The organism is Streptomyces sp. TP-A0356 (genome assembly GCF_001417775.1).
GTDB lineage: Bacteria > Actinomycetota > Actinomycetes > Streptomycetales > Streptomycetaceae > Streptomyces.
This window is the reverse complement of the sequence record NZ_BBZJ01000028.1, coordinates 265,680-284,302: the sequence shown is the minus strand read 5'-3', so window position 1 is coordinate 284,302 and position 18,623 is coordinate 265,680. Positions and strand designations below refer to the sequence as shown.

16 protein-coding genes and 1 riboswitch are annotated in these 18,623 nt (G+C 71.3%); of the genes, 12 read left to right on the top strand and 4 right to left on the bottom strand.

What is annotated here, in order from left to right; genetic code table 11:
- Window positions 1–463: 463 nt before the first annotated feature.
- Complete coding sequence (locus ASC56_RS30255; protein ID WP_234377113.1) at window positions 464–1,552, bottom strand: HoxN/HupN/NixA family nickel/cobalt transporter; 1,089 nt, start codon at window positions 1,550–1,552, stop codon at window positions 464–466.
- A 27-nt stretch (window positions 1,553–1,579) separates the two neighbouring features.
- A riboswitch (cobalamin riboswitch) is annotated at window positions 1,580–1,786 on the bottom strand.
- A 91-nt stretch (window positions 1,787–1,877) separates the two neighbouring features.
- On the opposite strand from ASC56_RS30255, the gene ASC56_RS30250 reads away from it, so the two are divergent.
- Window positions 1,878–2,225, top strand: coding sequence for a metalloregulator ArsR/SmtB family transcription factor (locus ASC56_RS30250; protein WP_055494749.1), 348 nt, complete (start codon window positions 1,878–1,880; stop codon window positions 2,223–2,225).
- A 19-nt stretch (window positions 2,226–2,244) separates the two neighbouring features.
- Here ASC56_RS30250 and ASC56_RS30245 read toward each other — a convergent pair whose 3' ends face one another.
- Window positions 2,245–3,855 (bottom strand): hypothetical protein, encoded by a 1,611-nt coding sequence (locus tag ASC56_RS30245; protein ID WP_199836102.1) that lies wholly within the window; start codon window positions 3,853–3,855, stop codon window positions 2,245–2,247.
- Window positions 3,856–4,345: 490 nt separating this feature from the next.
- On the opposite strand from ASC56_RS30245, the gene ASC56_RS30240 reads away from it, so the two are divergent.
- The 4 genes from ASC56_RS30240 (at window position 4,346) to ASC56_RS30225 (ending at window position 7,086) form a co-directional block, all read left to right on the top strand.
- Window positions 4,346–4,762, top strand: coding sequence for a cell division protein SepF (locus ASC56_RS30240; RefSeq protein ID WP_079102789.1), 417 nt, complete (start codon window positions 4,346–4,348; stop codon window positions 4,760–4,762).
- A gap of 89 nt (window positions 4,763–4,851) precedes the next feature.
- The gene (locus ASC56_RS30235; protein WP_055494746.1) at window positions 4,852–6,021 is read left to right on the top strand and encodes an AAA family ATPase; all 1,170 of its coding nucleotides are present in this window, start codon (window positions 4,852–4,854) and stop codon (window positions 6,019–6,021) included.
- Window positions 6,018–6,371 (top strand): nucleotide pyrophosphohydrolase, encoded by a 354-nt coding sequence (locus ASC56_RS30230; RefSeq protein WP_055494745.1) that lies wholly within the window; start codon window positions 6,018–6,020, stop codon window positions 6,369–6,371. Before ASC56_RS30235 ends, ASC56_RS30230 begins: the two co-directional genes overlap by 4 nt.
- 238 nt (window positions 6,372–6,609) lie before the next feature.
- The gene (locus ASC56_RS30225; RefSeq protein WP_055494744.1) at window positions 6,610–7,086 is read left to right on the top strand and encodes a DUF6099 family protein; all 477 of its coding nucleotides are present in this window, start codon (window positions 6,610–6,612) and stop codon (window positions 7,084–7,086) included.
- Window positions 7,087–7,165: 79 nt separating this feature from the next.
- Here the strand turns inward: ASC56_RS30225 and ASC56_RS30220 are convergent, their stop codons facing one another.
- Window positions 7,166–8,089 (bottom strand): LLM class F420-dependent oxidoreductase, encoded by a 924-nt coding sequence (locus ASC56_RS30220; protein ID WP_055494743.1) that lies wholly within the window; start codon window positions 8,087–8,089, stop codon window positions 7,166–7,168.
- A 138-nt stretch (window positions 8,090–8,227) separates the two neighbouring features.
- Here ASC56_RS30220 and ASC56_RS30215 point away from each other — a divergent pair, with 138 nt between their 5' ends.
- The 6 genes from ASC56_RS30215 to ASC56_RS30190 all read left to right on the top strand — a co-directional run bounded on the left by ASC56_RS30215 (window position 8,228) and on the right by ASC56_RS30190 (window position 16,925).
- Window positions 8,228–9,811: a 3' terminal RNA ribose 2'-O-methyltransferase Hen1 gene (locus ASC56_RS30215; RefSeq protein WP_079102788.1), complete on the top strand. Its 1,584-nt coding sequence runs from the start codon at window positions 8,228–8,230 to the stop codon at window positions 9,809–9,811.
- Window positions 9,808–12,366, top strand: a complete 2,559-nt coding sequence (locus ASC56_RS30210) for a polynucleotide kinase-phosphatase (protein WP_055494742.1) — start codon at window positions 9,808–9,810, stop codon at window positions 12,364–12,366. Before ASC56_RS30215 ends, ASC56_RS30210 begins: the two co-directional genes overlap by 4 nt.
- A 4-nt stretch (window positions 12,367–12,370) precedes the next feature.
- Window positions 12,371–12,847, top strand: coding sequence for a M55 family metallopeptidase (locus ASC56_RS30205; RefSeq protein ID WP_371330312.1), 477 nt, complete (start codon window positions 12,371–12,373; stop codon window positions 12,845–12,847).
- 139 nt (window positions 12,848–12,986) lie between these two features.
- Window positions 12,987–14,216, top strand: a complete 1,230-nt coding sequence (locus ASC56_RS30200; RefSeq protein WP_055494740.1) for an arginine deiminase — start codon at window positions 12,987–12,989, stop codon at window positions 14,214–14,216.
- 111 nt (window positions 14,217–14,327) lie between these two features.
- Window positions 14,328–15,335 (top strand): ornithine carbamoyltransferase, encoded by a 1,008-nt coding sequence (gene argF, locus ASC56_RS30195; protein ID WP_055494739.1) that lies wholly within the window; start codon window positions 14,328–14,330, stop codon window positions 15,333–15,335.
- 135 nt (window positions 15,336–15,470) lie between these two features.
- Entirely contained in the window at window positions 15,471–16,925 is a 1,455-nt protein-coding gene (locus ASC56_RS30190; RefSeq protein ID WP_055494738.1) for an amino acid permease, read from the top strand.
- On the opposite strand, the gene ASC56_RS30185 is transcribed toward ASC56_RS30190, so the two are convergent.
- A complete protein-coding gene (locus tag ASC56_RS30185) occupies window positions 16,885–17,367 on the bottom strand; it encodes an ATP-binding protein (protein ID WP_055494737.1) in 483 nt (160 codons plus the stop codon). The genes ASC56_RS30190 and ASC56_RS30185 overlap by 41 nt on opposite strands.
- A gap of 427 nt (window positions 17,368–17,794) precedes the next feature.
- Here ASC56_RS30185 and ASC56_RS30180 point away from each other — a divergent pair, with 427 nt between their 5' ends.
- Window positions 17,795–18,622 carry an enoyl-CoA hydratase family protein gene (locus ASC56_RS30180; protein WP_055494736.1) on the top strand — a complete coding sequence of 276 codons (828 nt, stop codon included), beginning with the start codon at window positions 17,795–17,797 and terminating at the stop codon, window positions 18,620–18,622.
- The last annotated feature ends 1 nt before the right edge of the window (window position 18,623 follow it).

Genomic DNA, 18,623 nt, shown 5'->3' with positions numbered 1-18,623 from the left:
GGACGAACGTTGCTTGATGCGGCACTAGAGGAGTGGTGGGACACCAAGGGCCACAATCGGCGGTCAGCGAAGATGGGACGGCGACTTCTCTGAAGCCATCGGCTTCGCGGCTCGCACGCGACCGGGCCCTGCACCGAGATCGAAGGGGCAGGGCCCGGTCGCGTCCGTCCTCCCGCAGTGGTGAGCCGTAATGCCGGATCTTCTGACTCGGCGGAGTAGCCCCGCGCAAGAGACAGGCGCAGGAGTAGCCGTACTGACGGCGGCCCCCGTGGGCCACCTCGATACACGGAGCTGAAGCCGTTCGGCGACTTCCCGGCAGATGCGTTCCTGCCGGTCGACTCACGTCTGATCCTCGTCCCTGGCGTGCGAGATGCGGCAGTAGATGGCTGGGGGCTCGCCCGGTGTGATCGCCTTCCCGCCTAACTTCGATGGACTCATGGAAATACCGTGTGAGCCCGGTGTGTCAACTCCCGTCGGCGGGGCGGGGAGTCCATCGCTCCTCGATCCTGGCCAGCCGCCAGTACGCGAGGGCGGCGGCCCATACGACCACGAACAGACCGACGATGACGAACCCCACGTTGTCGAGGTCGAGCCCGGCGATCCAGCCCGTCAGCGCGTCCCGCAGGTCCAGCTTGTCGTGCAGGACGCCGACCAGTTCGATGGTGCCGATCAGGAAGGCCACCGCGATCGACAGACCCGTGATCGTGAGGTTGTAGAACACCTTGCGCACCGGGTTGGAGAACGCCCACTGGTAGGCGAAGTTCATGAACGTGCCGTCGAGCGTGTCGAACAGGCTCATTCCGGCCGCGAACAGCAACGGCAGGCACAGGATCGCGTACCAGGGCAGCCCGGCCGCCGCCCCGCTGCCCGCCATCACCATCAGCGTCACCTCGGTCGCGGTGTCGAAGCCCAGACCGAACAGGAAGCCGAGCGGGAACATCTGACCGGGCCGGCTGATGGACTTGGTGAAGCGGCCGAGGACACGGTTCATGAACCCACGGGAATCAAGGTGCTGTTCGAGCTCCTTCTCGTCGTACGTACCCGCCCGCATCGCCCGGAAGACCCGCAGGATGCCCATGAGCGCCACCAGGTTGAGCGCGGCGATGACGTAGAGGAAGGTGCCCGAGACCGTCGTCCCCAGGACGCCCAGGACCTGGTGGGTGCTGGAGTTCTCGTTCATGATGCGCCCGGCCAGCTGGGTGCCTCCGGCGATGAGCGCCGCGAGCACCACGACCACGCTGGAGTGCCCCAGCGCGAACCAGAACCCCACCGACACCGGGCGCTTGCCGTCCGCCATCAGCTTGCGGGTGGTGTTGTCGATCGCGGCGATGTGGTCGGCGTCGAAGGCGTGCCGCATGCCCAGCGTGTACGCGGTGACGCCCAGCCCGATGCCGAACGCCTTGGACCCGACTTCGTAGTGCTCCGGCACCACCAGCAGGAACAGCACCCCGAACGCGACCACGTGCAGGGCCGCGATCACCGCCAGCAGTCCGGCGGTCCGCAGGGTGTCCTCGCGCCGCCACTGGAAGGAGGCAGGGTCGGGCAGGGTCATTCGGTCACGCTCCAGCACCTCGTGGATCACTTCGTGAGATGCCGTGGCCGGTCTCCTGGCTGACGGATCACCGCGCCCGCTCCTGCCTTCCCGGTCAACGTGCGACCAGTGGCGCCGCCCCGAAGGGGCGGTACGGAGCGGGAACTCCCCGATCACAGTGGCGAGGGCCGCTCCGGCCTGAGCCCCTGGGGGCTTTCACCGGTCTTCCCGAACACCACGGCGGCCCAACCTTAGGGCGGCCCCGGGAATCCCTGCAAGACTGCACAGTTGCGCAGATGTCCAGGGGTATCGAAGATCACACGCGGGTGCCTGGGAGAATGCACGCATGCATCTCGTCCCCGCCGACCGTGCCGACAGGCGCACCATCGACGGCCATCGGGTCTGCGAGGCCATCGAAGCCATCGGCGAACCAGGGGCCGTACGCGCCTGGGCCGACCGCTTCTCGCTGCTCGCCGACCCCGGCCGGCTCGCCCTGCTGCTCGCACTGCACCGGGCGGGGCCGCTCGCGGTCTCCGACCTGGCGGTGGCGACCGGCATGAACGACCCGGCCGTCTCGCAGGCGCTGCGGCTGCTGCGGACGGCCGAGGTGGTCGCCGGGGAGAAGGAGGGGCGAATCGTCCGCTACCGGGTGGTCGACCCGGTGGTCCTGGAGGTGCTGAAGCAGGTGACGTGACAGCCCGTCACCGCTCGCGCTAGTTCCCGCTCGGCACCTGGATGTCCTGGCTCGACAGGGTCACCGGCGACGGGGTGAAGGCGCGCAGCCGGATGCGGGTGCCGTTCTTCGGCAGTCCCCAGGCGCCGTCCGGCGGCTGGAGCCGGTAGGTGGCCGTCGCGTGCGCGGCGACGGTCGAGGGGCCGCTGAGCACCTTCCAGTAGCGGCTCATGCTCTGGCCGGTGGTCACCATGAAGTGCGGCTCCAGAGGCGAGCCGCCGGTGTTGCTCACCCGGACCGTGAGCGTCTTGACCGTCAGGGTCGTCCGGGAGGCGCCGACGGCCTCCATGCGCAGCGGTGGCCCGCCGGTCGCCGCCACCGTCGCGGCCACCAGGGACGGGGCCAGCAGGGCCCCGGCGAGCACCATACGGGCCGTCCGCCGCCCGTGCAGCAGCCGGGGCTGCCAGGCGGTGGCGAACGCGCTGGGCGGCACGGTGGCGGCGGCCGCCACCCACAGCGGGGTCATCAGCAGGTAGTAGCCGTCCTGCGAGCGGGTCGCGAGGAAGAACGCGCACCAGGGCAGCACGGTCGCGGCCGGGCCCAGTCGGCGCACGAACAGCACGAACATCGCCAGCAGACCGGCCGCGAGCAGCATGCTCGCATGCGAGTACCAGGCCAGGCGGTCGCTGCCGTCGGTGAAGTAGAGGGAGATGTCGACCAGGCCCTGGCCGTGGATCACCGCGCCCTGGATGATCGGCAGCGCGACCCCGGCGATCCAGGTGCGTGGCTCCGTGACGATGAAGTACGCGTTGATGAGCAGCCAGGTGCCGGCCGCTGTGCCGGCGATGCGCCCCACGGCGACCGCGGCCCCGCGCGCCCCCAACTCGCCGCGCCGCAGCGCGTATACCCCGGCGAGCAGGAACGGCGTCAGGAACCACGGCAACTGCTGGGACGCGCAGGCGGCGCCCAGACAGGCGGCCCGCGCCCAGTCGGCCGGGCCGCCCGTGCCCATGCGCGTCCAGCGCATCACGACGGGGATCAGGAAGGCCAGCGCGAGGACGGCCGGGTAGCCGAGGCGGGCGTATGTGGGGATCATGCCGAAGCCCAGGCAGACCATGGTGGCCGCCGAGCGCCACGGCACGGGCAGCATCTTCCACATGACGATCGCGCCCGTGGCGATCGCGGTGGTGGTGACCAGGGTGGTCGGCAGCGCGCCGCGGCCGAGCCACAGCAGCGGCGCGGTCAGCATGGCCAGCAGCGGCGGGTAGCCGTAGCTGAAGTCGTAGCCGCCGGTCACCGTCGCCGTGTAGGCGATGTTTCCCCCGAACAGCCAGGGCCACGGCTGCCCGTACATCGCGTGGCCGTCCAACAACTGGTGGGCGGCCTGCGTGGTGAGGACCGACTCGTCGCTGAAGTCGTGCGCCACGGAGACCGCGCAGTACGCCAGCGTGACCGCCGTCGCCAGGACGACCAGGTCCAGCCGGGCCAGCGAGCGGCTGCGCCGCACGACCAGCGTCAGGACGCCGGTGACGAGGATCGTCGCGTAGCACGCGGAGATGATCCCGGCGACCAGCAGTTGGTGACTGGCGGCGGACGACCACACCCCCCGCGTGCCGATGAACAGGCTGATGTCCGCGAGCAGCGTCAGCATGCGATGCCACTGTGCGGGAGTCTGGTCCGGCTCGTCCGGCGCCACGACCGGGCGCGCCCATCGGCCTCTTGTCGACGGCCTCACTTCTGCCAACTGCACCACCGGAACGTAACGGGACATCATGAACGCCACCCCCCCTGGAAGTGAAGACTCCGGTGTCAGTGAGGTAAATGAAGTCTGTGCGTGGTGGTGGTGCGGTCGGCCGGAATTCGCCTGTTGGTCACTCCTGTCGTCTCGCGGACGTCGCCGGGGCGTTCCGGGCTCGGGGTCATGTCGACGACCGTACGGAATGCCCGTTACGCCGATGTCACGTGTCGCGGTCTTGAGGCGTCACACGCGCTGCGCCGGAGGCGCGCGGGCGGTGTGAGGCCGGTACGACGGTGGTACGCGAGGGATGCGGTTCGGCCGAAGTGGCCGCCGGGAACGTCGCGGACCGTGTCGCTGTTCGGCCGAACGGGTGACCATGCGTAAGAATTGGCCGGTGCAGACGATGAGTGCGAGCCAGCGGGGAGGGCCGGTGAACAGCCACGATGTCACCGATGAACAGTGGGAAGGGCTCGCTCAGGTCGTTCCGTTGCGCGGCCGGGACGCCTGGCCGTCCGCGGTCGACCACCGGTCGACACCCGAGGCCCCGACCGAGGCACGCCGCCGCTTCGTGGTCCTGCGGGTCAATGTGTTCGCGGACGCGCGGGAGGTCGCCGAGACGCTGATGGCGGGCGTGCCCGTACTGCTCGACCTCACGAGCGCGGAGACCGAGGTGGCCAAGCGGGTGCTGGACTTCAGCACCGGGGTGGTCTTCGGCCTCGCGAGCGGGATGCACCGGGTCGACCGCAATGTGTTCCTGCTTACCCCGCGGGGGACCGAGGTGCAGGGACTCATGGAGGGGGCCGGGGCTCCGGGCGTCTGAGTCAGCCCTGGACCCCCCATCGCCCGATCGTGGGAAGGGCGCGGGGGCGGAACGGTTCGCCCCGGCGGTGTGGTCCTACGGTCCCCGGTATGACCGTGTCCCCTGTGCTGTCCCTGCCCGGCCCGTCCGCCCACGCGGCCCCGCGCCCCGACCGGCCGTGCGTCACCGAGCTGCGGCTGTCCGCGTTCGCCGGACATCGGCGGGCCGGGTTCAGTCTGGGGCCGCTGACGCTCTTCGCGGGGCCGAGCGGCTCGGGCAAGTCGCGGGCGCTGCAGGCGTACGAGGCGCTGGCGCGGCTCGGGGGCGGCGCGGAACTGGGGGAGGCGTTCCCGGCCCCGGTGGCCTGCGTGCCCGAGCGGGCGCGGCCCGACGCCCAGCGGCGGCGCGGGTTCCGCATCGGCTGCACCGCGGACGGCCCGGAGGGGCCCGTCCGGCTCGACGTGGCCGTCCAGGCCGAGCCCGAACTGCGCATCGTGGGCGAGCGGTTGACGTCCGGGGGACTGGTCCTGCTGGAGACGGCACTGCGCGATCCGAGCCGTTCGATGGTGCAGGCGGCCTGGCACACGGCGGGCTCCGCTCCGGTGACCCGGGGGCCGCTCCCGGACGACCGCCTCGGCACCGCCCTGCTGCCGCTGCGCGTGGCAGGCAGGACGGACGGCCAGCGCCGGGTGCTGGCCGCGGCCGAGCAGATGGTGGTCGCCCTGCGCTCGGTCTTCGTCTGCGACCCGAGCCCCGGCTCGATGCGCGCACCCGTGCCGCTGGGCACGGGCCGACTGCTCCGCGACTGCGGCAACCTCGCGGAAGTGCTGTGGCGTACCCGCGCGGAGTGCGTCCGGCGGCATGCGCTGCTGGCCACGGCGGTCGGCGCCGGGTGCGCGGGGCGGGTCGTGGACCTGCTGGCGGAGCCGCTCGGCGACGGCACGGTCCGCGCGCTGCTCGACCGGGGCGAAGGACGGCGGACGCCGCTGGAACTGCTGGGCGACGGTGAACTGCGCTACGTGGCGCTGGCCCTCGTGCTCCTGACCGGCCCGGGCGTCCTGGAGGTCGACCCGGTGGGAGAGGTGCCCGCGGCACTGCAGACGCTCACCGTGCTCGCGGACGGCTTCGACCGCGGTATGGACCGGCGGCAGGCTCGGGAACTGCTCCAGCTGGCGGCACGGGTGTGCGAGCGGGGCCACATCAGACTGGTGGGCGCGGTGAGCGAGGCGTCCCGGGTGGCGGAGGTGGAGGGTGTGACGGTGGTAGACCTGAGGCCGTGACAGAGGAACCCGGGCGGCACAAGGACCTGGACGTGGCGGGACTGCAGCGCCGGCTCGCCGACTTCGCCGCGGCGCGCAACTGGCAGCCGTACCACACTCCCAAGAACCTGGCGGCCGCGCTCAGCGTGGAAGCGTCCGAACTGGTCGAGATCTTCCAGTGGTTGACGCCCGAGGAGTCGGCGCGGGTGATGGACGACCCGGACACGGCCCGCCGGGTGACCGACGAGGTCGCGGACGTGTTCGCGTATCTCCTCCAGCTGTGCGAGGTCCTGGACATCGACGCGCTCGCGGCGCTGGACGCGAAGATCGACCGCAACGAGGAGAGGTTCCCGGCGCCCGGCGTGGAATGAGACCGTGCCGCCCCGCGGTCGGGAACCGGGTCCGCGGCCGGAATCCAGAGAACTCGCGGCCGGAGTCCAGAGAACCGATCGTCACTCTCCGGAGTTGCGGAGTTGTCCCCGCCTCCCTTGGTGTCCACAGATTTCGGGCTACCTCTGGCTTTTCGTCCCGCGAGCATTCACTCTGGGTAGTGAACAACGGAGTTCGGGCAGACGTGCGGGAGCGCGTCGGACAGAGCGGGGGCAGCGCATGGATGCGGTGCGGCTCATCCTGACGAGCAGGCGTGCCCTGGCGGCGAGCGAGGACGGGCCGAGAATCATGAGGGAGGCGTGGCAGGCGTACGCCCTGGCGCAGGCCATCGGCAGTCGGCTGGCGGTCTCGGGTCCGCCCGAACTGCGGGGCGAGGCACTGGGGTTGACGGAGCTGGCGGGCCGGGGCTGCGGCGTCCTGGACACCCCGTCCATCGACGTGGCCGACCTGCGTGCCGCCCAGCTGACGGAGCTGGGTGACGCCCGCAGGGCGCTCCTCGACCTCGGCACCCTCCTGGTGGAGCTGGGCATGGCCCTCGTCGCGGTCGCGAGCGCGGCCGACGACGAGGGCACGTACTGGCAGTGCATGGAGGCCATCGACGCGGCGGACGAGTCGAGGGACCGGGTCAGAGAGATGCTGCGCAGACTGGCGGCCCGGGACGGCGAGATACGGGAGCGGCACCGGGCGCCGGGCTGACGTCCCAGCCGCTCACCCGCACTCTTCGTCCCACTCGGCCCCGGGCCCGTTCCGCGACGGCCGGCTCCTCTCTCGCGACCTAGGCCAGTTGCGGCATGACCTCCGCGGCGATCAGTTCCAGTTGGTCCAGATCGTCCAGGTCCAGCATCTGGAGGTAGACCCGCTGCGACCCGACGGCCCGGTACTGCCCCAGCTTCTCCACGACCTCCGCGGGGGACCCCGCAAGACCGTTCGCCTTCAGCTCGTCCACCTCACGCCCGATGGCGTCGGCCCGACGCCGCACCTCGGCGTCCGTCGCCCCCACGCAGGCCACGAGGGCGTTGGAGTACACGAGGTCATCACCCTTGCGGCCGTGCTCTTCGGCGGCGGCGCGGACGCGCGCGAACTGCGCTTCCGTGTCCGCGATGGATGCGAACGGACTATTGAACTCGTCGGCGTACCGGGCCGCGAGCTCCGGGGTGCGCTTCGCTCCGTGCCCGCCGATGAGGACGGGCACCTTCGACTGGGCAGGCTTGGGCAGCGCCGGGGAGTCCTGGAGCTGGTAGTACTTCCCGTCGAAGGTGAACCGCTCGCCGACGGGCGTGTTCCACAGGCCCGTCACGACGGCGAGCTGTTCCTCCAGCCGCCCGAACTTCTCCTTCGGGAACGGGATGCCGTATGCCTTGTGCTCCTCCTCGTACCACCCGGAGCCGAGCCCGAGTTCGACCCGTCCCCCGGACATCTGGTCCACCTGGGCGACCTGGATGGCGAGGACCCCCGGCAAGCGAAAGGTTCCCGCCGTCATCAGCGTGCCGAGCCGGATCCGGCTCGTCTCCCGGGCGAGCCCGGCGAGCGTGATCCAAGCGTCCGTGGGACCCGGAAGGCCGTCCACGTTGCCCATGTGCAAGTAGTGATCGGAACGGAAGAAGGCCCCGTAGCCCAGGTCCTCGGCGGTCCTGGCGACGCGGAGCAGCGTCTCGTAGGTGGCACCCTGCTGCGGTTCTGTGAAGACTCGAAGATCCATGCATCCATCATGCATGTCCGCCCTGGTGCGGCAGGCAACACGCCCCGACGGAGCAAGTGACGTGCCCGCGAGGTGAGCTGTGGCCCGGGGTGGGAAACCCGGTGGCCGCGGGAGCCCCGAGGCCAGGAGACTCAGGGCATGTTCCTGACGATCAGTACCACCGGCACCACGGAGCGTCCCGCGACCGATCTCGGCTTCCTGCTGCACAAGCATCCGGGCAAGGCGCAGGCGTTCTCCACCTCCTACGGCACCGCGCACGTCCTCTACCCCGAGGCGGACGCCGGGCGCTGCACGGCGGCGCTGCTGCTGGAGGTCGATACGGTGGCACTGGTCCGGCGCGGCAAGGGCAAGGGTCGGGGCGGCGCCCCCGACGCGGCACTCGCGCAGTACGTCAACGACCGCCCGTACGCCGCATCCTCACTGCTCGCCGTAGCGCTGAGCAGCGTCTTCTCCAGCGCGATGCGAGGCGTGTGCAACGCGCTGCCCGAACGCGCCGAGCAGCCGCTGCCGCTGCGCATCGAGGTGCCGGCGCTGCCCGCCCGGGGCGGCCCGGACCTCGTACGCCGTCTCTTCGAACCGCTCGGCTGGACGGTCACCGCCGAACCGGTCACGCTGGACGCCGAGTTCCCGGAGTGGGGCGACTCACGATACGTGCGACTGGTCCTGGAGTCCGAGGCGCTGAGGCTGGCGTCGGCCCTGCGCCACCTGTACGTCCTGCTGCCCGTCCTCGACGACGCCAAGCACTACTGGGTCTCCTCCGACGAGGTCGACAAGCTGCTGCGGGCCGGTGAGGGATGGCTGCCCGACCACCCCGAGCAGAAGCTCATCACCAGCCGCTATCTGTCGCGCCGCTGGTCGCTGACGCGACAGGCGATGGAGCGGCTGGAACTGGTGCGGCTCGCGGAGGCGGACGACAGCGACGTCGAGGAGATCGACAACGCCGTCGGGGCGGAGACCGGTACGGAGGAGAAGCCGACCCCGCTCGCCGTGCAGCGCAGGGACGCCGTCGTCGCGGCGCTCAAGGAGTCCGCCGCCGCCCGCGTCCTCGACCTCGGCTGCGGCCAGGGCCAGTTGGTGCAGGCGCTGCTGAAGGACGCGCGGTTCACCGAGATCGTGGGCGTGGACGTCTCGATGCGGGCGCTGACCATCGCGTCCCGGCGGCTGAGACTGGACAGCATGGGGGAGCGGCAGGCCTCCCGGGTCACGCTCTTCCAGGGCTCACTCGTGTACACCGACAACCGGCTCAAGGGGTACGACGCCGCCGTGCTCAGCGAGGTCATCGAGCACCTGGACCTGCCCCGGCTGCCCGCCCTGGAGTACGCGGTGTTCGGCTCGGCCCGCCCCCGGACGGTCCTCGTGACGACCCCGAACGTCGAGTACAACGTCCGCTGGGAGACCCTCCCGGCCGGGCACGTACGGCACGGCGACCACCGCTTCGAGTGGACGCGGGACGAGTTCCGCACCTGGGCCCGGGCGGTGGCCGAACGCCACGGCTACGACGTGGACTTCAGGCCGGTCGGACCGGACGACCCGGAGGTGGGCCCGCCCACGCAGATGGCGGTGTTCACGACGAAGACCGTGAACGAGAACGACCGGGACGAGAACGACCGGGACCAGAACGACGACAACGCGAACGCGGACGGCGAGAACGCGGACGGCGAGAACGCGAACCGCGAGAGCGCGAACCGCGAGAACGGGAAGAAGGAGGTGAGGGCGGCATGACGGAGACCCAGAGCGTGACCAGGGCGGTGAAGGCGCGCACCCTGCCCGTCACCGACCTCTCCCTCGTGGTCCTGATCGGCGCCTCCGGATCGGGCAAGTCCACCTTCGCCCGCAGGCACTTCAAGCCCACCGAGGTCATCTCCTCCGACTTCTGCCGTGGCCTGGTGTCCGACGACGAGAACGACCAGAGCGCCACCACGGACGCCTTCGACGTCCTGCACTACATCGCCGGCAAGCGCCTGGCGGCCGGCCGCCGTACCGTCGTCGACGCGACCAGCGTGCAGCAGGACGCCCGCCGTCAGCTGATCGACCTGGCGAAGCAGTACGACGTGCTGCCCATCGCCATCGTGTTCGACGTGCCGGAGGAGGTGTGCGCCGAGCGCAACGCGGCCCGCACCGACCGGGCGGACATGCCGCGCCGGGTGATCCAGCGCCACACTCGGGAACTGCGCCGCTCCCTGAGGCACCTGGAGCGCGAGGGCTTCCGCAAGGTGCACGTGCTGCGGGGCGTGGAGGAGGCCGAGAACGCGACGGTCGTCACCGAGAAGCGCTTCAACGACCTGACCCACCTCACCGGCCCCTTCGACATCATCGGCGACATCCATGGCTGCTCGTCCGAACTGGAGGCGCTGCTCAGGAAGTTGGGATACACCGACGGCGTGCACCCGGAGGGCCGTACGGCGGTGTTCGTCGGTGACCTGGTCGACCGCGGCCCGGACAGCCCGGGCGTGCTGCGCCGTGTGATGTCGATGGTGGCATCCGGCGACGCGCTGTGCGTGGCGGGCAACCACGAGAACAAGTACGGGCGTCACCTCAAGGGCCGCAAGGTCCAGCACACCCACGGACTCGTCGAGACCATCGAGCAGATGGAGGGCGAGAGCGAGGAGTTCAGGCAGCGGGTAAGGGAGTTCATCGACGGCCTCGTCAGCCACTACGTCCTGGACGGCGGCCGGCTGGTCGTCTGCCACGCCGGACTGCCCGAGAAGTACCACGGCCGGACCTCCGGCCGGGTGCGCTCGCACGCGCTGTACGGCGACACGACCGGGGAGACGGACGAGTTCGGCCTGCCGGTGCGCTACCCATGGGCGGAGGACTACCGGGGCCGGGCGGCCGTCGTCTACGGTCACACTCCGGTTCCGCAGGCCACCTGGCTGAACAACACGATCTGCCTGGACACGGGCGCCGTCTTCGGCGGCAGGCTGACCGCGCTGCGCTGGCCGGAGCGGGAGCTGGTCGACGTACCGGCCGAGCGGGTCTGGTACGAGCCGGCCAGGCCGCTGGTGACGGAGGCGCCGGGCGGGCACGACGGCCGGCCCCTGGACCTCGCCGACGTCCACGGCCGCAGGGTGGTGGAGACCCGGCACGCCGGCCGCATCACGGTCCGCGAGGAGAACGCCGCGGCGGCCCTGGAGGTCATGAGCCGCTTCGCGGTGGACCCGCGGCTGCTGCCGTATCTGCCGCCGACCATGGCGCCGACGGCGACCTCGCGCGTCGACGGCTACCTGGAGCACCCGGCCGAGGCCTTCGCGCAGTACGCGGCGGACGGGGTCGGGCGGGTCGTGTGCGAGGAGAAGCACATGGGGTCGCGGGCGGTGGCACTGGTGTGCCGGGACGCGCAGGCGGCGCGCGAGCGGTTCGGGGTCGAGGGTCCCACGGGGTCGCTGTACACGCGCACCGGCCGCCCGTTCTTCGACGACGAGTCGGTGACCGAGGAGATCCTCGGCCGGGTGCGGTCGGCGATCGGCGCCGCGGGCCTGTGGGAGGAGCTGGAGACCGACTGGCTGCTGCTCGACGCCGAGCTGATGCCGTGGTCGCTGAAGGCGTCGGGGCTGCTGCGGGGTCAGTACGCGGCGGTGGGCGCGGCGTCCGGGGCGGTGTTCCCGGGGGCGCTGGCCGCGCTGGAGGGCGCGGCGGCGCGGGGCGTCGACGTCACCGCACTGCTGGCACGCCAGCGGGAACGGGCGTCGGACGCGGCCGCGTTCACCGCGGCGTACCGCCGCTACTGCTGGACGACGGACGGCCTGGGGGGCGTCCGTCTGGCGCCCTTCCAGATCCTGGCGGTGCGCGGCCGGGGCCTTGCAGCCGTGCCTCATGACGAGCAGCTCGCCCTGATCGACCGGCTCGTGGAACACGACGCGAGCGGGCTGCTGCAGACGACACGGCGCCTGTTCGTGGACACGGGCGACGCCGAGTCCGTACGGGCCGGTGTCGACTGGTGGCTGGAGATGACGGGGCGCGGCGGCGAGGGCATGGTGGTCAAGCCGCTCGGCGCGGTGGTGCGCGACGAGCGGGGCCGTCTGGTCCAGCCCGGCATCAAGTGCCGGGGCCGCGAGTACCTGAGGATCATCTACGGTCCCGAGTACACACGCCCCGACAACCTCGCCCGGCTCCGCCAGAGGTTCCTCGGCCACAAGCGCTCGCTGGCGATACGGGAGTACGCGCTCGGCCTCGAGTCCCTGGACCGACTCGCGGAGGGCGAACCGCTGTGGCGGGTGCACGAGGCGGTGTTCGGGGTGTTGTCCCTGGAGTCGGAGCCGGTGGATCCCCGTCTGTGACGGGGTGCCGTCCGCGGCGTGGGGGCCCGTGGCGCACTGCCCGGGTCCCCATGAGCGGAACCGCGCGCGGCGTGGCTGGACGGCCGGCCGACGGGGGAGACCGGACGACCCGCGGCGCGTCGTGGCGCTCACCGGTGATGACACCGCCTGCGCGGAGGCCGCCGCATGGGACGACTCGATCACCACCGTCGCGGTGAAGTACGCACGGGACCGCTTCGCGGCGGAACTGCGGCCCGGCTCCGAGGCGCGGGAAGGGATCGAGCAGGCGGTCACCGCCGCCCTCGCCGCACCGCGGCGGGGGACCGCGGCACCCGCCGGCCCGTCCAGCCTTGCCGTGCGCCGGCAGCGGCATCGGTGCCCGCCACGCTCCCGGGCATTCCCGGGGTCACGGCCACCGACAGCCGTACCGTCCGGGCGGAAGGCCCGCTCCCCGCTCCGCACCGGCTCTTCGGTGCCTGGATGCGGGTCGCGGCCTCCCTGACCGGCCGGCCGCCGTACTGTTGACCGGACGCCGGGGCCCTGAGCTCGCCCTCTTGCTTGTCATCAGGGCGACGAAATCAGACCATCCGGTTCGCGGCGAACGACGGGTGAACGCGTGCCCGAATGGTCAGTATGGAGGCATGGGATTCCACGTCGACTCCGAAGCCGGGCGGCTGCGCCGCGTCATCCTGCACCGGCCGGATCTTGAGCTCAAACGGCTCACGCCCACCAACAAGGACGCGCTCCTCTTCGACGACGTGCTCTGGGTGCGCCGGGCGCGCGCGGAGCACGACGGGTTCGCCGATGTGCTGCGCGACCGCGGGGTCGTCGTCCATCTCTTCGGTGAACTGCTGACCGAGACCCTGGAGATCCCGGCGGCCAGATCCCTCGTGCTGGACCGGGTCTTCAACGAGAAGGAGTACGGGCCACTCGCCACCGACCACCTCCGCGCCGCCTTCGATGCCCTGCCCGCCGACGCGCTCACCGAGGCGCTGGTGGGCGGTATGACCAAGCGGGAGTTCCTGGAGGCCTACCCGGAGCCGACCTCCGTCCGGTTCCATGTGATGGATCTCGACGACTTCCTGCTCGGGCCCCTGCCCAACCACCTCTTCACCCGCGACACCTCCGCCTGGATCTACGACGGGGTCTCCATCAACGCCATGCGCTGGCCCGCACGGCAGCGCGAGACCGTGCACTTCGAGGCGATCTACCGGCACCATCCGCTCTTCCGCGACGAGGCGTTCCACGTCTGGTCGAAGGGACAGGCCGAGTACCCGTCCACCATGGAGGGCGGCGACGTACTGGTCATCGGCAACGGCGCCGTGCTCCTCGGCATGAGCGAGCGGACCACGCCCCAGGCCGTCGAGATGCTCGCGTACAAGCTCTTCGCCGCCGGGTCGGCCCGGACCATCGTCGCGCTCGACATGCCCAAGAGCCGCGCCCTCATGCACCTGGACACCGTGATGACCATGGTCGACGGCGACACCTTCACCCAGTACGCGGGACTGGGCATGCTCCGCTCGTACACCATCGAGCCGGGCGCCGGGGAGAAGGAGCTGAAGGTCACCGACCATCCGCCGGAGCACATGCACCGCGCGATCGCCGCGGCGCTCGGCCTGAGCGAGATCCGGGTGCTGACCGCCACACAGGACGTGCACGCGGCCGAGCGGGAGCAGTGGGACGACGGGTGCAACGTCCTCGCGGTCGAGCCGGGTGTCGTGATCGCGTACGAGAGGAATTCCACGACCAATACGCACCTGCGCAAACAGGGCATCGAAGTGATCGAGATCCCGGGGAGCGAGCTGGGCCGGGGCCGGGGTGGGCCGCGGTGCATGAGCTGTCCGGTGGAGAGGGATGCGGTGTTCATGTGATGCCGTCGGGGCACTCCGGGCGGACCTTCCGCATAGAAATGTGAGGCGTCGTATAGACTTCCAGTCGTCCCCCTGTTCGTCCCCGTCCTCTCGCACCCCCTGGAGCGCCCCATGGCGACAGTTCCGACCGCCCTCGCCGGACGCCACTTCCTCAAGGAGCTGGACTTCTCCGCGGAGGAGTTCCGTGCTCTGATCGAGCTGGCGGCCGAGCTCAAGGCGGCCAAGAAGGCCGGGGCCGAGACGCGGTATCTGACGGGCAGGAACATCGCTCTGGTCTTCGAGAAGACCTCGACGCGCACCCGCTGTGCCTTCGAGGTGGCCGCCGCCGACCAGGGCGCGCACACCACGTACCTGGATCCGGTGGGCTCGCAGATCGGACACAAGGAGTCCGTCAAGGACACCGCCCGCGTGCTCGGACGGATGTTCGATGCCATTGAGTACCGGGGGCACGGCCAGGGCGTCGTCGAGGAGCTGGCCGCGCACGCCGGGGTCCCCGTCTACAACGGCCTCACCGACGAGTGGCACCCCACCCAGATGCTCGCCGACGTGCTCACCATGACCGAGCACAGTGACAAGCCGCTCACCGACATCGCCTTCGCCTACCTCGGTGACGCCCGCTACAACATGGGCAACTCCTACCTCGTCACCGGCGCCCTGCTCGGCATGGACGTCCGGATCGTCGCCCCCAGGCTGCTGTGGCCCGACGACACCATCGTCGAGGTGGCCCAGCAGCTCGCCCACGCGTCCGGTGCCCGGCTCACGCTCACCGACGACGTGAAGGAGGGCGTGCGCGGCGCCGACTTCATCGCCACCGACGTCTGGGTGTCGATGGGCGAGCCCAAGGAGGTCTGGGACGAGCGCATAGCGCTGCTCGGCCCGTACGCCGTCACCATGGACGTGCTGCGCGCCACCGGCAACGACGGCGTGAAGTTCCTGCACTGCCTGCCGGCCTTCCACGACCTCGGCACCGACGTCGGCCGCGAGATCCACGCGCGGCACGGACTGTCCGAGCTGGAGGTCACCGACGAGGTGTTCGAGTCGGCGCACTCCGTCGTGTTCGACGAGGCGGAGAACCGCATGCACACGATCAAGGCGGTCCTCGTCGCCACCCTCGCCTGACCCGGACGTGCCCGCGCCCACAGCGGGACCCGGACACCTTCCCGTACGATCCTCGCCGACCCGGAACGACCCCTTCCGCGGCTCGTCGCGCGACTGACCCGGTCGCACCCGCACCACCGAAAGAGCACCACCCATATGCCCGGCAGCCCCGCCAACCCCTTCCGTATCAAGTCCCCCGAGCTGCTCGTCGCCGAGGCCGGCGCCGATCTCGCAGGCCATGGCCTCAAGCGCCATATGGGCCTGTTCCAACTCGTCTGCTTCGGCATCGGCGCGATCGTCGGCACCGGCATCTTCGTCGGTCTCTCCGACTCGGTCGCCCAGGCCGGGCCCGCGGTCGTCGTCTCCTTCATGCTCGCCGCGCTGACCTGTGTCTTCACCGCGTTCGCGTTCGCCGAGCTGGGCGGCGCGATCCCGGTATCCGGGTCCTCGTACTCCTTCGCCTACGCGGGCCTCGGCGAGGGCACGGCGTTCCTCGTCGGCTGGTGTCTGCTGCTGGAGTACGGCGTGTCCGTGTCGGCCGTCGCGGTCGGCTGGAGCCAGTACGTCAACGAGCTGCTCCTCAGCCTCACCGGATGGCAGCTGCCCGCCGTGCTCTCCGCCGGGCCGGGTGACGGCGGGGTGATCAACCTCCCCGCCGTGATCGTCATCGCCCTGGCCTCCGTCCTCCTCGTGCGCGGCGTGCGGGAGAGCGCCCGGGCCACCGCCGCCATGGCCGTGCTCAAGCTCGGCATCCTCGTCGCGTTCTGCGCCGTCGGCTTCACCGCCTTCAAGCACGGCAACCTGACCCCGTTCGCACCGGCCGGGCTCGGCGGCATCGGCGCCGGCACCACGGCGGCCTTCTTCTCGTACATCGGCTTCGACGCGATCACCACCGCCGGTGAGGAGGCCAGGAACCCCCGCCGGAACGTCCCGATCGCGATCCTCGTCTGCATGGGCCTGGTGACCCTGCTGTACTGCGCGGTCGCTCTCGCGGCCATCGGTGCCCTCGGCGGCCCCGGGGTCGGCGGCCGGCCCGCGGCGCTCTCGTACGTCGTCGACCAGGTCACCGGCTCCACGATCGGCGGCGGTGTCATCGCCTTCGGCGCGGTCGTCGCCATCGCCTCGGTGGTGCTCGCGGTGATGTACGGACAGACCCGCATCCTGATGTCGATGGCCCGCGACGGCCTCGTCCCGCGCGTCTTCGAGCGTGTCTCGCCGAAGACCTCGACGCCGGTCACCGGCACCCTGATCGTGGCGGTCGTCTTCGCGGTCCCGGCGGCCTTCGCGCCGCTGGACGCGGTGGTCAACCTGTGCACCATCGGCACACTGGCCACGATGGCCGTCGTCAACGTCGCGGTGATCGCCCTGCGCCGCCGTGAACCCGGCCTCGCGCGCTCCTTCCGCGTGCCGCTCCACCCCGTGGTGCCGCTGCTCGGCGTCGGCTTCTGCCTGTACCTGATGTACGAGACGGGCTGGACGACCTGGGTGCAGTTCGCGGCCTTCCTGGCGGCCGGGTGCCTGGTGTACGCGCTCTACGGGCGCCGGCGCTCCAGGCTGGTGCGCGGGGCCGTCACGCCGGACGCCGTTGCCGCGGAACCACAGGCAGTCTGAACCACACCGCCTTGCCGGACGCGGTGGGGCGGTGGCCGCACGACGAGCTGAGGCTGCGGATCAGCAGGAGGCCCCGCCCGTGCTCCTGCCAGGGGTCCGGGGCCTCCACGGCCGGGTGGGTCAGACGGCCGGGCGGCGCTGGGTCGGGGTCGTGCACCTCGACCTTGCAGCCCGTCGGCAACAGCTCGACCACCAGCTCTATCGGTCCCCTGCCCGCGGCGTGCTCCACGGCGTTCGCGACCAGCTCCGCGGTGAGCAGTTCGGCGGTGTCGCTGTCGGCAGGGTGCTCCAGTGCCGCCAGCGCCGTACGGACCAGTGCACGGGCGACGGGGACGGCGGCGGCCGTGTGTGGCAGCGCGATGCGCCAGGAGGCGGGTGCGGGGGGTTCGTACAAGGCGGGTCCGTTCGTGGCGCAGGCTGTCCTGCTTTCAACAAGGGGCATGGTACGGCGCTCCTCGGCAGGGACGGTCGGCGGGTTTCGCCCGGGAGCTCCCTCGGCCCCGGTACCGGCTACCGGGCTGCCTACCCCTGACGACGCCCCGCCTCGCAGGTCAGCGCCCCTCGTTACCGCGCTGTCGAGAAGGTGTGACGCGACGCCGGTCGGCTGTCACACGGCGCCGGGCGTGCGCCCCCCCACGACCGCTCCCTGTGCGCTCCCCACGGCCGCCGCTGTGCGCCGCACACGACCGCTCCCGGTGTGCCGCACACGACCGCTCCCTGTGTGCCCCCCACGACCGCCCCGGTGTGCCACGCCGGGGCCCGCGGCCATTGGTCTATCGCGCACTCATGACGACAGTCACGGATGAATGATAACTTCGTCACAGAGCAGCACGGCAGACAGCCGCCCCCGCCCGAGGAGGCCGCACGTCATGAGTCCCTTCACCGGCTCCGCCGCCCGCACCTCAGACTGGCGTCATCTGAGGTGCGTCCATACCGACGGGGTCGCCACGGTCACCCTGGCCCGCCCCGAGAAGCTCAACGCGCTCACCTTCGGCGCCTACGCCGACCTGCGCGACCTGCTGGCCGAGCTGTCCCGCGAGAGGTCCGTCAGGGCCCTGGTGCTGGCCGGCGAGGGGCGCGGCTTCTGCTCGGGCGGCGACGTCGACGAGATCATCGGCGCCACCCTCTCCATGGACACCGCCCAACTGCTCGACTTCAACCGGATGACCGGGCAGGTCGTACGGGCCCTGCGGGAGTGCCCGTTCCCGGTGATCGCGGCGGTGCACGGCGTGGCCGCCGGCGCCGGCGCGGTCCTGGCGCTGGCCGCGGACTTCCGGGTGGCGGACCCCTCCGCCCGCTTCGCGTTCCTCTTCACCAGGGTCGGGCTCTCCGGCGGTGACATGGGCGCCGCCTATCTGCTGCCGAGGGTCGTCGGGCTCGGGCACGCCACCCGGCTGCTCATGCTGGGCGAGCCGGTGCGGGCGCCCGAGGCCGAGCGCATCGGGCTGATCAGCGAGCTGACCGAGGAGGGGCGCGCCGACGAGGCCGCCCAGGCGCTGGCCCGCCGGCTCGCCGACGGCCCCGCCCTCGCCCTCGCCCAGACGAAGGCGCTGCTGACCGCCGAGCTGGACATGCCGCTCGCCGCATCCGTCGAGCTGGACGCCTCGACGCAGGCGCTGCTGATGAACGGCGAGGACTACGCCGAGTTCCACGCCGCCTTCACGGAGAAGCGGCCGCCGAAGTGGCGGGGGAGGTGAC